At 65.5% G+C, this 14,383-nt stretch carries 14 protein-coding genes and 1 pseudogene; 9 read left to right on the top strand and 6 right to left on the bottom strand.

The genetic code is table 11. The features are described 5' to 3' along the window. Positions 1-103: 103 nt before the first annotated feature. From J2851_RS32715 to J2851_RS32725, 3 genes are all read right to left on the bottom strand, one after another. Positions 104-436 (bottom strand): hypothetical protein, encoded by a 333-nt coding sequence (locus J2851_RS32715; protein WP_209772365.1) that lies wholly within the window; start codon positions 434-436, stop codon positions 104-106. Positions 437-468: 32 nt separating this feature from the next. Next, positions 469-1,905 carry a DUF1254 domain-containing protein gene (locus tag J2851_RS32720; RefSeq protein WP_209772367.1) on the bottom strand — a complete coding sequence of 479 codons (1,437 nt, stop codon included), beginning with the start codon at positions 1,903-1,905 and terminating at the stop codon, positions 469-471. 143 nt (positions 1,906-2,048) lie between these two features. Then, a complete protein-coding gene (locus J2851_RS32725; RefSeq protein ID WP_209772370.1) occupies positions 2,049-2,681 on the bottom strand; it encodes a hypothetical protein in 633 nt (210 codons plus the stop codon). A 1,508-nt stretch (positions 2,682-4,189) separates the two neighbouring features. On the opposite strand from J2851_RS32725, the gene J2851_RS36470 reads away from it, so the two are divergent. Further along, a complete protein-coding gene (locus J2851_RS36470; protein WP_209772373.1) occupies positions 4,190-4,747 on the top strand; it encodes an OmpA family protein in 558 nt (185 codons plus the stop codon). 106 nt (positions 4,748-4,853) lie between these two features. Here the strand turns inward: J2851_RS36470 and J2851_RS32735 are convergent, their stop codons facing one another. Next, complete coding sequence (locus tag J2851_RS32735) at positions 4,854-5,810, bottom strand: F0F1 ATP synthase subunit beta (RefSeq protein WP_307420819.1); 957 nt, start codon at positions 5,808-5,810, stop codon at positions 4,854-4,856. 90 nt (positions 5,811-5,900) lie between these two features. Continuing rightward, a complete protein-coding gene (locus J2851_RS32740) occupies positions 5,901-6,812 on the bottom strand; it encodes a universal stress protein (protein ID WP_209772379.1) in 912 nt (303 codons plus the stop codon). 146 nt (positions 6,813-6,958) lie between these two features. Between J2851_RS32740 and J2851_RS32745 the strand changes: the two are divergent. After that, positions 6,959-7,168 (top strand): annotated as a pseudogene (locus J2851_RS32745) (IS5/IS1182 family transposase); the annotation flags it as partial. 174 nt (positions 7,169-7,342) lie between these two features. On the opposite strand, the gene J2851_RS32750 reads toward J2851_RS32745, so the two are convergent. After that, positions 7,343-8,929, bottom strand: coding sequence for an ABC transporter substrate-binding protein (locus tag J2851_RS32750; protein WP_209772380.1), 1,587 nt, complete (start codon positions 8,927-8,929; stop codon positions 7,343-7,345). Between the two features lie 677 nt (positions 8,930-9,606). Here J2851_RS32750 and J2851_RS32755 point away from each other — a divergent pair. From J2851_RS32755 to J2851_RS32785, 7 genes are all read left to right on the top strand, one after another. Then, entirely contained in the window at positions 9,607-10,575 is a 969-nt protein-coding gene (locus J2851_RS32755; RefSeq protein ID WP_209772381.1) for a LysR family transcriptional regulator, read from the top strand. 43 nt (positions 10,576-10,618) lie between these two features. Then, entirely contained in the window at positions 10,619-10,783 is a 165-nt protein-coding gene (locus J2851_RS32760; protein ID WP_209772382.1) for a Rieske 2Fe-2S domain-containing protein, read from the top strand. After that, positions 10,740-10,928 carry a Rieske (2Fe-2S) protein gene (locus J2851_RS36800; protein WP_209772383.1) on the top strand — a complete coding sequence of 63 codons (189 nt, stop codon included), beginning with the start codon at positions 10,740-10,742 and terminating at the stop codon, positions 10,926-10,928. Before J2851_RS32760 ends, J2851_RS36800 begins: the two co-directional genes overlap by 44 nt. A gap of 37 nt (positions 10,929-10,965) precedes the next feature. Continuing rightward, on the top strand, positions 10,966-11,541 hold the full coding sequence (locus J2851_RS32770; RefSeq protein WP_209772384.1) for a peptide deformylase: 576 nt from the start codon (positions 10,966-10,968) through the stop codon (positions 11,539-11,541). Between the two features lie 618 nt (positions 11,542-12,159). After that, on the top strand, positions 12,160-12,600 hold the full coding sequence (locus tag J2851_RS32775) for a DJ-1/PfpI family protein (RefSeq protein WP_209772385.1): 441 nt from the start codon (positions 12,160-12,162) through the stop codon (positions 12,598-12,600). 18 nt (positions 12,601-12,618) lie between these two features. Next, a complete protein-coding gene (locus J2851_RS32780; RefSeq protein WP_209772386.1) occupies positions 12,619-13,647 on the top strand; it encodes a phosphotriesterase family protein in 1,029 nt (342 codons plus the stop codon). Positions 13,648-13,700: 53 nt separating this feature from the next. Continuing rightward, entirely contained in the window at positions 13,701-14,375 is a 675-nt protein-coding gene (locus J2851_RS32785; protein ID WP_209772388.1) for a type 1 glutamine amidotransferase domain-containing protein, read from the top strand. Positions 14,376-14,383 lie beyond the last annotated feature (8 nt).

Genomic DNA, 14,383 nt, shown 5'->3' on the forward strand with positions numbered 1-14,383 from the left:
GGACTGCGGTCGCAGTCCAAAGCGGATCGCAATCCGCTTTAAGCCGCTGAAAACAGGCCATCAAGACGGCGCGCGAATCTCTGCCCATCTGGCCTGTGCCCAATCAGGGCGGCAGTGCCTGCCCGCCCCGGGAATCGGCGGCGAAACAGGACGGTGAACCGATCTGGCAGACGACGACATACACCGCCTTCTTGTCGCAGCCGGAAACGCCGACGGTGTATTCCGCGCGCTCCAACCCGCGCCACATGGCCGGCTGGAGCAGGTTGCGCGAGAGGATCGAGCCGGTCGCCTGCTGGCATCCCATTTCGAATTGCGCCCGCCGCAGCGCCGTCTGCGTGGCCATTGCCTCGTCGTCGTTCAGGACGTCGTTCTGGCTCTGACAACCGGCCGCCGCGATGGCCGCGGCGGCGGTCAGCACCATGCCCAGTCTACCCATAGCCTTCCTCCCGTCCGTTCGTTCAGGGCCGCTCAGCTCTCCACCCTCGTGACCGGCGGAATCGTCCAGGTGCCGTCGAGGATCGACGGGTCGTTCTCGTCCGGCCAATAGATCCGCATCATCAGACAGAATTTGCCGGACGGAGCCGGCAGCCAGTTCGACTCCATCTCCGGCCCGGGGGAATCCTTCTGGATGTAGAGAACCACCGACCCGTCGGCGTTTCGCTTCAAGTTCTGCCGTTCGCTGATCGAATAGCGGTTGATCGGGTTGGCGACGAAGAAGAAGTCGGCGTCGTACATGGTGAGCGACCAGAACCCCTGCGCCGGGGGCGTCTGTCCAGGAGCAAAGCGGATGACATATTTGTTCGCCCCGTCATAGTCGTTGTCGCTGGCGTCCTTGAGCGACGTCGGGTACACGGCGTCCTGAGGAAGGTTGGCGCCAAGGCCGATGGCCGTGACGAGCGCCCTCATCAGGTAGTCGGTGCCGTAAGCCCCCGCCTTTGTTGTATAGCTCCAGCCGTTGATGCGCTTCATCTCATCGTTGATTTTGAACTGAAGCATGATCCGGTCGTACGCGATGGGCGGAATGCGGCCGACGAAGTCGGCGTTGAGCTTGCTCGCATCGAAATCCTGGCCCGGCACCAGGCCGATCCTGGCAAACCGTGCAAGTGCGGGCGCGTCCGCAGGGGCGGGCGGGTTGGTCTTCATCAACTGCGCGAGAAGCGTGAAGTAGGCGACGGCGTCCAACCGGTTCACCTGGTTGCGCACGGCCGTCTTCATGTCGATGGACGGATCAACCCTGCCCGGTGGCGGCGTGTACGGCTTCCCGTAAGCGCTCAACGGGAACAGCTTGACCTGGTCCTGCAGGGCGTGCACCTCGGCATAGTCCTCGGGCGTGCCGGTGCAATACATGCGGCCCAACAGCCAGACCATGTTGGTGGGCGACTTGTACTCCGCGACGCCGGGCGGCAGCGTGCCCTTCCATTCCGGCCCGGTGATCACGTAGGTCTGCGCGCCGGTTCCCGTCGCGCGCTTGCCCGGGGACTGGAACACGGTGGTCCACCCGTCCAGGAGCGGCATGAGGAAATAGCGGTCCTTCATGTCGGGGATGCTGAGCACCCACGGCTCGCTGCCGACGTCGAAGAACGCGACCGTGTAGAGGGTGTCCGCGTTGGGCGCCGTGACGTCGCGGAACGAGGCATTTGGATACTGGCGCAGCTTGATCAGCTGGCCCATCGGCGCACGGCTGCCTTCCGGGGCCGCGACGTTGGTCACGACCCGGCGGGTCATTTCCATGGTCACCAGCGGGTATCCGAAAATATAGGCGTCCGTGGCGAGCCAGAAGTCTTCCAGGCCCTCGATCGGACTCATCAGGGCTTCGCCGAAATGCGCAAGGGCCGCTGGGCTCAGCGACGTACCGGCCAGCAGGCCCAATCCGCCAACCGTGACGGCACGGCGCGTGATGGTCATGGCTCTGTCTCCTGGGGGACGCGGTGGGGGGCTGCGTTGGAGGCCGTGTAAGCGCCTGCGCGCTGAAGGTCATGCCCGGCGCGCCTTCTCCAGGCGGGGGTGACGCGCTGATGTCTGGGTAAAAGGCGCGCCGGACGAACGGCCTAACCAAACAGGCCCTTCTTCGCGGGCTGGACGGACACGGCGAGCGCTTCGCTGATCACCGCGGTGATCGTGTCGCCGACCTTCAGCATGGGCAGCTTCGCCTGCCGCTCGGGATTGGTCACCTTGATGGTGAAGACTTGGCCACCCTCCGGATTGACGAGATCCACGCTGTGCGCGCTGAGGTCGATTCCGACCACCAGCCCGCTGACGCGCGTCACCTTCATGCCGATGCCGCCCGGCGCATCGATCGGCCGCGCCAGCGCCTGCTGGATCTCGTCTTCGGGAGCCGTGGCCCCGGGCTGGGACACCACGAAAGCCACGGAGCGGTAATATTGCGCGTCGACGATATCCCCGACCTTCAGCATCTCCAGGCGAATGTTCGGCCCGGCGGTCACCGTGACGGGCGCGCCCGACCGGCCGGTGAGCGTCACCTTCCGGGTGGCGGGGTCGAGCGCGGTGATTTTGGCATGGATCGTGACCGCCTCGCTTTCCGGCACGGCGTTGGTCAGGACGGGCCTGCCTTGCGCCGCCGCCTGCGGCACAACCGCCGGCAACAGGAGCGCGCCACCGATCAGCGCCGCCACAGCGGTGGCCTTCGGGGAGACAGCCGGGAAGACGGCGCGACGGGTCATGATTTCCTCCTGTTTTGTCCTGGGGTAACGCCGTTGCACGGACAAGGACGCAGGATGGCGTCTCCGCGCGGCGGCTGTCGGACCACGGACGACACTTGCCGCCCGACACGCTTGCGGAAAGCGACTGTGAGAGAAGCGGCGTCCGCGGACGGCTTCCGTTTAGTCCGGACGGGCCATGCTGGGAAGGACTCTACGGTAACATCCCGCTCCCCGACGCTCACGATCCGCTGCGGGGCAAGCGCTCCAATTGTCGATTTTCAAAAGTGATTCTGCATCGTAAAATCTTTGAGCTCACCTAAAAAGCATAACATAAACGCTTTTTACGTGTTTCTTTATTGCGCAAACAGGCCCGGGAGCGCCATTCTGTATTCATGAAATGATAGATGGCCCGGTTTCAACCTACGAAAGGCCGTATTAAATCAACCATATCCTGAGTCTGTATTCGGAAATCTATGGATGCCGTTGCAGGATACGGTAACAACACCCGAACACGTGCCACGGTGCGGCAATCGACGGAGCGTGAAGCGTGCCAACGAGGCGACGAGCGGGGCTAAGACAGCGACCAGGTTACCGTACCAACCTTAACCGAAACCTGACTCTACGGTAGAACACGGAGCAAACCCAGGATTTGCAAGCGCAGCCGATACAATATGACACACAGCTTGGCAGTTCGATAGACACGGCACGGCAAAGCGACACCACCCCAAGAGGCCCTTCGGTCGATTGCAGCCCGCATCCTTTCTAGACCGCATTTCCACAGAGCATGATCACGAAGAGGGCAGATCCTTCGGCACGCGTTCCAAATCCCTCCCAAGAAAGATCGTTATCCGTACGTTCAAGTAATCTTTCCTTGGCAAACAGGCGTGGGCCTGACGCACCGTGTGCGCGTGAACGGCGTCTGGATGGACGCGACCACCGGGTCGACAACGCGGACTGCTCGCCCCGGCAGATGTACGCGAGGGACGGCGCCCACATGCCCGAACCGTCGGGTTGATGGGCGCTTTTGCGGCGACGGACGGTGGAGCGTAAGGCGGCCCGGCCAGCTGAGACGCACGTTGGCCGACAAAAGACTTTCGGGGCATGCCCCTGGGCATCGGCAGCCCCGCATGACGACCCGGAAAGGAGACGACAATGCGACGATCCACGATCGCCGGAGCCTTGATGCTGGCGTTGGGAGGCTTGGCGGGGTGCTCGGACACGAACTCCTGGTTTGGCTCCAGCCCGGAGGCAACGACCGGAGAAGCCGGCACGGTCCCGTCTGGTACGAGCGGCACGTCAACGGAGGACACCGGCGCCAACGCGTCCGGAGCGAGCACGGCCCAACCGACCACCGGACCGACCGAGACACCGAGGGCGCGGAGCGGAGCGGGGGACGACGGAGTGCGCGTCTTTCCGGGCACGATAACGACACCATGAGTTCGGCGCGGCCCAATCATGCTGGGCCCAACCATGCTGGGCGGCAGACCGCGTTTCTCCCCTGACGAAACCACGAAAGAAAGGCCTGCAAGATGCTGAAGATCTCGCCGCGTCCCCGGTTGATTGCCGGATTGGTGCTGTCGCCCCTGGTGCTGGGCGGATGCGTGTCCCAAAGCGCCTACGACCAGCTGCAAGCCGAGAACCGACAACTGCAATCGCAGAACCAGCAACTCCGACAGCAGGTTGCCGCTCGTCAGGAACAGGTCTCCCGGCTGCAGGGGGCCATCGCCTACACGGTGAACACCGACCTGCTCTTCAATCCCGGCAGTTGGCAGATGACCAAGAGGGGCGAGAACATCATTGCCGACTTTGCCAAGAAGCTGGCGGCGGAGCAGCAGAGCAAGCTGGTGGTGAACGGCTACACCGACGACAAGCCGATCGGTCCCGAACTCAAGCGCCAGGGGATTGCCAGCAACCAGGAACTGTCGCAAAAGCGCGCCGAAGAGGTGATGCGATACATGATCTCGCAGGGCGTGAATCCGGATATGATTCAGGCGCGGGGATACGGCGACGCCAACCCGATCGCGCCGAACGACACGCCGCAAGGTCGGGCGAAGAACCGCCGTGTGGAGGTGACCACCGCCAGTTGACCCATGGTCCGCCGAACTCGAAGCGCAGCCGGCCGGACAGCGGGCCGCCGCGACGGCAACGGTGGCCTTGTGGTGATTGAATCGCCCCGGGATTTCCGCCGGTCATTTAGCCTGAGTCCTGCCTTGGCCGCGTGACGTCCGATGGCCGGTCACGGAGCGCTTCGGTTCCGGAAGCGAGTTCGATCAGTTCCGTGGTGATCTGTTCCTGCCGCAGGCGGCGGATCTCGCCGGACAGCTCCTCCAGCTCGGCGATCTCGCCGGCCAGCGTCGGCTGGTAGCCGACGCGCGACGGCAGCCGGCCGAGCAGGCCGGACACCTCCGCCCCCGCCTGCACGAAGCGGAAGACGTTGTCCATCAGCAGAAGGACGTCGCGGTGGGACTCGTCGCGGAAATGCTCGGCGATGGTCAGCGCCGTCAGGCCGACCCGCCAGCGCGCGCCGGGGGGCTCGTTCATCTGTCCGAAGACCAGCGCCGTGCGGCCCAGCATGCCGGAGCGGCTCATCTCCTCCCACAGCTCCTGGCCCTCGCGGGACCGCTCGCCGACGCCGGCGAAGACCGAGATGCCGGTGTAGCGCTCCACCATGCCGCGGATCAGCTCCATGACCAGCTCCGTCTTGCCGACGCCCGCCCCGCCGAACGTCGCCGCCTTGCCGCCGCGCGCCAGCGGGGCCAGCAGGTCGATCACCTTGATGCCGGTCTCGAACGGTTCCCGCGTCGGGTTGTGGTCGGAAAGCGAGGGTGGCGCGCGGTGGATCGACCGCCGCGGGACGTCGCCGGGCAACGGCGGTCCGCCGTCCCGCGTTGACCCCATGACGTCGAGCAGGCGGCCGAGCACGGCGTCGCCCACCGGCGCCGTCAGCGGTTCCCCCAGGCGCCGCGCCGGCGTGCCGCGCGCGAGCCCGGAGGTGTCCTGCAGCGCAATGGCGCGCACCGTCCGGTCGTCGCGGTGCAGTTGCACCTCCGCGATCAGCCGCTCCGGCCGGTCCCAGGATATTTCGACGGCTTCATGGAGCGCCGGCAGAGCCTCCGCGGGAAAGGCGATGTCGAGGACGGAGCCGCGCACCGCCACCACCAAACCCGTTGGCGAACCCGTCGGGGTGGCGGAACGGCGGGGATTGGCGCTGGGCGTCATCGCTGCACCCGGTCCGGCTGGTCAGTGCACCAGCAACACCGCACAGTCGACGGGATGCGTCAGCACGTGGCGCGTGGCGCCGCCCAGCACGATCTCCCGCATCCGGCTGTGCCCGTACCCGCCCATGACCAGCAACCCGGCGTTCAGGTCGCGTGCCGCCTCGGCCAGGGCCGTGCCGACCGGCCGGCCCTCCCGTCCAACGTGGCGGATGATGGCCTGGACGCCGTGCCAGGCGAGATGGTCGACCAGCCGTTCCGGTTGCGGCTGCGCCCGTCCGCCCAGCACGCCGACCACGGCGTCCATGGGGCCTTCGTCCGCGACCAGGATGGACACCGTGCGCGCCCGGGTGATGAAACCCATGGCGCCGGCCACCGCGCGCACCGACGACAGGCTGCCGTTCCAGGCGATGGCGACGCTGTCCAGCCGCTCCATGGCACCACAGGCCAGCAGCACGGGACGGCCCGACTCAAACAGGGCGCCCTGCACGACCTCCAGGTCCAGGGCCGGGCCCAGCGACTCTCCGCTCGGGCGGGCCAGCACCGTCAGGTCGGCGAACCGCGCCCGCGCCGCCAGGGTCCGGGCGGTCGGGCCGGTCGCCTCGCGCCAGGACGCCGTGACGCCGATCCCCTCGGTGGGTCCATCCGCCGCAGGCCTGTCCGCCACGACGACGGAAGCGCCGGCCACCGCGTCGCCGAACATCCGGCGGGCTGCCGCCGCGGTCGTCCGCGCGTTGCGCTCGGCCTCGTCGACGACCTCCTGAAGGATTTCGGCGGAGAAGCCCTCGCCGTACAGAGGCAGGTCGTTGCGCGGATCGCGCCGGATGTGCAGGACCTCGACATGCGCGGAGAAGGGGCGTGCCAACGCGAAGACCTTCTCCAGCAACACGGCGTCGGTGGGAAGGCCGCCGACCGGAACGAGAATGTGCTTGATCATGGGAGGCCTCCCGGTTCTTTTCGGCGAATATGGGCAAAGACCGGAAGATCCTGCGTCACCGCTGCGGTGATGCCTTATCCCAGGTTAAGGGCCTCCCTTTCGCAGACGACGTTGACGGTGATGTTGCGTCTGGCGTTCGGTCGGCCATGGCGGACGGGGCCTACGACGGCGAGCCCGTCTATCGTGCCATTGCCGAGCGTGCACCGGCCGCCGAGGTGATCATCCCACCGCGTGCGACCGCGGTGGTGAGCGGCGCCGCCGAGACTGCCCCCAGCCAACGCGACCGCCATATCCAGGTGATCGCGGAGCGTGGTCGGCGGTGCTGGCAGCGAGCCGTCCAATACGGCAGGAGATCGACTTCCCGGAGGGTCGCCTGATCTCCATCGCCTCCGGGCGAAATCCGTCCTCAGGCCGAGTTCTGAACCAAAGTCGTGTCAGCGATCTCCCCGGTCCATACACGAGTGGAGCGGGCGGAAGACGCCGGGTGCGGGGCGCGGCCCGAACCGCGCTCCACACCCGACGCGGACGCGTCAGGCCAGCCAGCAGCGTTCGGCGATTCGGCAGCCCGCCAACTCCATGTTGGGGGCTGTCAGTTCGCCTTTCACGGTGTCACGCACGCCATCCAGGAAGTTGTTGAACATCGGCACCAGGGCGCCGCCGTCGTCCTGCATGATGGCCTGCATCTCGGCGTACATGCCGGCGCGCTTGGCCTCGTCCAGCTCCGTCCGGGCGGCCAGCAGCAGGGCGTCGAAGCTGTCGTTGCGCCAGTGGGTGTCGTTCCAGGCGGCCTTCGAGTAATAGGCCGTGGTGAAGATCTGGTCGGGCACCGCGCGGCCGGTCCAGTAAGAGATCATGAACTCCTTGGACCGCCAGACATTCTCCCAATAGCCGTCCTGCGGCTCGCGCACGACGTTGATGTCGATGCCGGCCTCCGCCGCCTGCATCTTCAGCAGCACCGCCATGTCGATGGCGCTGGAGAAGGCCGCGGTGGAGGTGCGCAGGTCGATGGAGCCGCTGTGCCCGGACTTCTTGAAGTGGAACTTCGCCTTGTCCAGGTCCTGCGTGCGCTGCGGCAGCTTGGCGTCGAAGAAGGGCATGCTCTTGGCGATGGGGTGGTCGTTGCCGACCGTGCCGTAGCCGCGCAGCAGGCGGTCCAGCATCTGCTCGCGGTTGATGGCGTATTTCAGCGCCAGCCGCAGGTCCTTGTTGTCGAACGGCGCGCGGTCGGCGCGCATGTTGATGACGTAGTAGGCCGTGCCGGCGGAGTTGATGATGCGCAGCCCCGGCACCCGGCCGAGCAGCGCGACCGTCTTCGGGTCCAGGCGATTGATGCCGTGCACCTCGCCGGACTGGAGCGCGCTGAGCCGTGCCGCGTCGTCGTTGACCACGACGAACTCCACCTCGTCGACGTGGGCGCGGCCCTCCTTCCAGTAGTTCGGGTTGCGCTTGGCGACGAAGCGGACGCCCGGCTCGTAGCTTTGCAGGACGTAGCCGCCCGTGCCGACGCCGTCCACCGTCTCGATCCCGTTCGGGACGATGGCGAGGTGGTAGTCGGACAGAATATAGTGCAGGTCGGCATTGCCGGTGGCGTGCTGGACCCGGATCTGGTGTTTGTCCGTCGCTTCGATGGATTCGATTTCCTTGAGGATGCCGGCGGCGCCTGACTTGGTGCCGGCGCCCATATGTCGCTTCAGGGAGAAGACCACATCCTCCGCGGTCATCTCCTTCCCGTTGTGGAAGGTGACGCCCTTGCGGATGTTGAAGACCCAGGACTTGGCGCCGGGCCCGATGTCCCAGCTCTCCGCGATCTCCGGAACCGCCTTGCCGTCCGGGCCGATCTCGACCAGGGTGTTGTAGAGCGTATAGTTGACGGTCCGTTCGACCGGCGACCCGTAGGCGCCGCGCGCCTGATCGAGCCCGTTCGTGGTCTGGCCGCCGGCCAAGCCGAGCTTAAGCCGGCCGCCCTTCTTCGGCACCTCCGCCGCTTGGGCCGACAGGCCGGGCAACAGGGCCGATGCGCCGATCCCCAGGCCCATGGCCGCGCCGCTTTTCAAAAGCTCGCGGCGGCCAATACCGCCCGGCTGGTCCGGGCTCAATCCAAAGCCACTGGTCTTCATCGTCTCTCCTCCGTTCGCGTGTAAGGCCCCTGTCATCTTCGGCGCGGTCATCCTGCCGGCGGTCGTGCCGCTCGGATTCCTTGCTCTCATGCTGTTTTCAGAACGGCTGTCGCTACCCAGTGCCCGTTCACTGACCTCTTTCGGTCGCTGTCACGGGGTGAGCGCCCCACAGCGCGGAGGTCCAGGTGTCGCAGGTGATCGAGCAGGCGAGATCGTAGAGGTGATCGCCGGCGCCACCGACGATGGAGCGTGGATAGCCGCCATCGGTCCGGGGCGGGGGGATGTCGGGAACCACATTCTCCGGCGCGTTCGCCAAGATGGACCAACGGCCATGGGAGACCGAAAGGCACTCCAAGTATTCATGCGCGCATGTCCTTGCAATATATACTAGCCCATAGCCATGCGGCTCCGCTATAGAATGTCCGCAGCCTGCAACATCGGAAATAAGACCGTCAATGTGCCGCAGCGCATCCGGGTGAAGTCTTTGGTTTCTGGAATCAAGAAACCTTGACGTCTGATTTTGGTCCTGCTTGGCGGAAAAGACGATGCGCATCCTTTGTGCAAGCCCCCGCCTTTGTTGAAGACCTGGACAAGTTTGCGCGGATATGCCACTATTGATCAAATAGATTTTCATTATCTATGCATAAATGCGCTTTATGCTTCATAGAGGGCCATCCATGCTGATGAAAACACCCCTCGCTCGCTCTCTCGACTGGAATCTTCTTAGGGTCTTTCACGTCATCGTTGAGGAACGCAGCATTTCCAAGGCGGCGAACACGCTGAACCGGACCCAGCCAGCGGTCAGCACGGCGCTGAAGCGGCTGGAGGAGCAGCTCGGAACGCAGTTGGTGGTGCGCAACGCAACCACCTTCCGGCTCACCGACAATGGCCGGTTGCTGCACCGGGAATGCAGCGAGGTCTTCAACACGATCGGCCATATCCCCAGCCTGATCGCGGAAACCACCGAATCCCTGGCGGGGACGCTGTCGCTGACGATGGCCAGCCACATGGTCAGCAACCTCATCGACGAGGCGCTGGCCCTCTTCCATGAACGCCACCCCAACGTGTCGGTGGACATCACCCTTCTGACCAGCGCCAGCGTCATCGAGCAGGTGCTGAACCGGTCCATCAACTTTGGCGTTTGCCTGGCGGTCCGGCCGGTTCCCGGCGTCGACTACCTACAATTGTACCGGGAGCATTTCGGCTTCTTCTGCGGTCCCCGGCACCGCTTTTTCGGTCGGCGCGACCTGACGCTGGCGGACCTGCAAGGCGAAAGCGCGGTCACCTTACGCCTGTTCGCGGCGTCGGAGGTGATCCAGGCTATCACCGCCATGTACCGGCACGCCAACATGGCCATGCCCTTCGCCGGTATCTCCGACAACTTGGAGGAAATCCGGCGCATGATCATCGCCGGGTTGGGGATCGGCGCCATGCCCATCCACGTCATGCAGCGCGATGTCCGCGACGGGCTGCTGTGGCAACTGCCGCCCTACCAACGCCCGACCCCGATCGACGTCTATCTGGTGAGCAACCAGAAGGCGCAGCTGGGCCGAATCGAAAGCGCCTTCATGGGCCTCGTGCAGGAAATCGTGAAGGCAAAGCCCATTGAGGAACGCACCTACCCTCGGCAACCCTCGTCCCCCTGAGCGTTCGGCGCGGGCCGTATTCCACACCATGAAAGAGCACTGCATGCCCTGGCACACCGCCTCATCCGTCGAATTCCGGTCCGAAGGAAGCGTTGTCGGCGTCGCGATCACCGGCCAAGACATCGCCGTCGATCTCCTGGAAGGTGCCTACTGCGCCACCGCCGATGCCTGCACGCACCAGCACGCCCACATGTCCGACGGCTATTGAGGACGGCTGCATCACATGCCCGCTTCATCAGGCGCTGTTCGATATCCGGACCGGCGCGCTGGTGGATGGGCCGACCAAAACCTTCCTGGCCGTCTATCCCACATGGGTCGAAGGCTCCGGCATGCACGTCGAACCGCCGGACTGAGCCCCGCCGTGCCAACCCACCATCAAGGAACAACAACATGGCCATACGCGACATCCTGCGGATGGGCAATCCGCTGCTGCTGCGTCCCTCCGCCCCCGTCGACGATCCCACCGCCCCCGGCATCCGGGACCTGGTGAAGGACATGCGCGACACGCTGGAGAGCGTTTCCGGCATCGGGCTGGCCGCCCCGCAGATCGGCGTGCCCGTGCGCGTCGTCCTCTATTGCCTGCCGGAAAACCGCATCCCACCCGGCGCCGGAACGCGGCCGATTCCCTGGACGGCGATGATCAACCCGGTCGTCGAACCGCTGGGCAACGAAAGCGTCGGGCTGTGGGAGCGCTGCCTGTCCCTGCCGGGACTCTACGCCCGCGTGCCGCGCTTTTCCCGCATCGCCATACACTACCGGACGTTGGACGGCGCGTCGGTGACCGAACGCTGGACCGGCTACGTCGCCGCGCTCCTCCAGCACGAATGCGACCATCTGGACGGCGTACTCTACCCAATGCGCATGAAGGACGCGACGGCCCTCGCCTACGCCAGCGAGGTCTGCGGGGAGGGCGCGGTGTACCAGTACGCGGCGGCGGATTTCGACGGAGCACCGACCTCGGCGTGACCAGTGTCCCTGCGGCACTCCGGAAGCGGCCGGCATCATACCCGGCCCAATTCGTCACTTTGCGCTTCGGCCGGGAAAGGTGATGCCGGCGAGTGGCGTAGATGCTGAAGAGCATCGGTGGATCTCAAGGGCGGCCGGAGGACGATGCCTACGGAATCCCCCGTATCCGTGCAACAACCCGCCTCCATACACCATAGCTTTGCGGCGGACATGCTCGTCGATCAGCCGGACGGCAGGCGCGGCGCCCTGTCCATTCATAAATACAATTAATACATGAATAACAACTAGTAATTTGATTTAAGAAACTCCGCTAGCGCACTATTTTCCCGGGAAGGCAAGGTAACGGCGAGAGGGCTTCGCATAAATTCCCTTTTTCCTGTCACTGAGGGGGCGTCGAGGCGCCCGATTTCCAATGGCCGGTCCGTTCTATTTCGAACCGGACAAGCCCACTCAAACAATGTGCCTGTTTGTGCCGGGGTGCAACTGGTGGGGGCATGCGGAGAATTTCCCGTGGCCGTGTACCGCGCCGGTGAGGGTCGGGAACGCCGTGCCCCGAAGGGCGGATTTCCGGCACCACCGTTCCGCCGACGCCGAGACTTTGAAGGGAGTGGCGCAAGAATGAGCGCAAAGCATCATGTCGTGGTCCTGGTGGCCGACGGCTATCAGGAACTGGAGTTCTGGTACCCGCTGCTTCGCCTGCGCGAGGAACGGATCGCCGTCGACGTCGTCGGGCTGGAGGAGGACCGGACCTATCTCAGCCGACTCGGCTACCCGGTGATCCCGGACCACGCGGTGTCCTCAGTTTCGGCCAGCGGCTACACCGGCGTGGTCGTTCCGGGTGGGTCCGCCGGCTCCGCCATCGCCAGGACCCCCGAACTGGTCCGTTTCGTCGCGGACGCGGCGGCGTCGGGCGCCGTGGTCGGTGTCGTCTCCCAGGCGGCGGAGGTTCTGGACGCCGCGCGGATCACCGCGACCGCGCACGTCGCGGGCCGGGACGCCGACGATCTGCCCAGCTTTTTCAATCGATTCATGAACGCCTTGACCGAAGCCGCGCGCTGACGGCGGAAAGGGGTGGAGATGGCAAAGATCAGAACCGTGCTGGGGGACATCGCCCCGGAAGAGGCCGGCCCGACGCTGACCCACGAGCATCTGCGCTACGCCTACACCGGGTGGCAAAGCGACCACAATTGCGTCTGGGACATGCGGGAATCGGCTGCCCAGATCGCCCAGGTCGTCAGGGACGGCGTCGAGCGCTACGGCTTCAAGACCATCGTCGACATGACGCCGCCGGAGATCGGGCGTCACCCGGAGCTGATGGCCGAGGTCTCGCGGCAGAGCGGCGCCCACATCATCGCCATCGCCGGTTTCTTCCCGGAAGTCGAGGGCATGGGAATCCCCTACCACTGGCGCCGCCAGTCGGTCGAGTACATCGCCGACGCCATGGTGCGCGACCTGACCGAAGGCATGGTCTACGAAGGCCGCCTGACACCCTACAAGGCCGGCATGCTCAAGGCCGCCACCGGGGGAAGTTCGGTCAAGGTGGCCCGGATGGGCGTCAACGGCCGGCACATCGGCCCCTACGAGGACCGGGTGATCCGGGGCATCGCCCGCGCCCAGCGCCGGACCGGCTGCTCCATCAACACACACACCCAGCCGATGGAGTACAAGGCCTACAATCCGGGGCTGGAACTCCTCGACCTGCTGGAGGAGGAAGGGGCCGACCCGACCCGCGTCATCATCGGCCATGCCTTCGTCCATCCCGACATCGATCAGCTGAAGGCGATCTGCGAACGGGGCGCCTGCCTCCAGATCGACCACATCGGCATCCCCTGGCAGAACGACAGCGCCGAGGCGCTCGACGAGCTGATCGCCAACGCCGTCTGCGCCCTCGCCGACGCCGGTTACCTGGACCGCCTCGTCTTCTCCTACGACCGGTTCTTCACCTACGTGCGCGGCCCCGCCGGCCTGCCCGATCTGGAAAACGAATCGGTGCCCATCGGCTACATGGTCGAGCAGTTCGTCCCGCGGCTGGAGCGCAAGGGTTTCGGCCGGGACGAAATGCATAAGGTCATGGTGGAGAACCCTGCGCGCCTGCTGGCCTTTTGACGCCGCGCCGCACGCGCCTGCCCACAACACGCCGCTTCATGAGGAGCAAGGACATGAATCTCGCCGATGCCCAAGTCGCCGTCCTGGCGGAGAACCTGTATCAGGAACTGGAGCTTTGGTACCCGGTGCTCCGCCTGCGGGAGGCGGGGGCGAACGTCGTCGTCGTGGCACCCACCGCCGACCAGCCCTACGCCAGCAAGCTCGGCTACCCGGTGACGGCCGACCGCGCGGTGGCTGATGTTACGGCGGAGGACTTCGACGCCGTTGTCATTCCCGGTGGTTTCGCGCCGGAAGGAATCCGCCGCAACAAGGCGATGGTCGATCTGGTGCGCGCCGTCCATGACCAAGGCGGCTTGGTCGCTGCCGTCTGCCACGCGGGCTGGGTGCTGGCCTCGGCCGGGATCGCCCGCGGACGCACGCTGACCTGCGTCTCGCTGATCAAGGACGACGTCGTCAACGCCGGGGCCAACTATGTGGACGAGCCGGTGGTGCGGGACGGCAACATCATCACCTCCCGCCTGCCGAGCGACCTTCCCGTCTTCGCGCGGGAAATCGTCGCGTACTTGGAGGAGACGCCGTCGCGGCGGAGCAACGGACGGATGCTCATGCCGGCCAACGGGCGGGCGTCATCGTCCGCCGCCTTCACCACGCCGGTTGAATTGGTCATGGGGCCGCGCGGCAAGGCGTCCGCCAACTACGTGTCCGTCGTCGTCGAAGCCAAGGCGTGATGGGGGAG

Origin of the sequence: Azospirillum rugosum, from assembly GCF_017876155.1 — a bacterium.
In the GTDB taxonomy this organism is placed as follows: domain Bacteria; phylum Pseudomonadota; class Alphaproteobacteria; order Azospirillales; family Azospirillaceae; genus Azospirillum; species Azospirillum rugosum.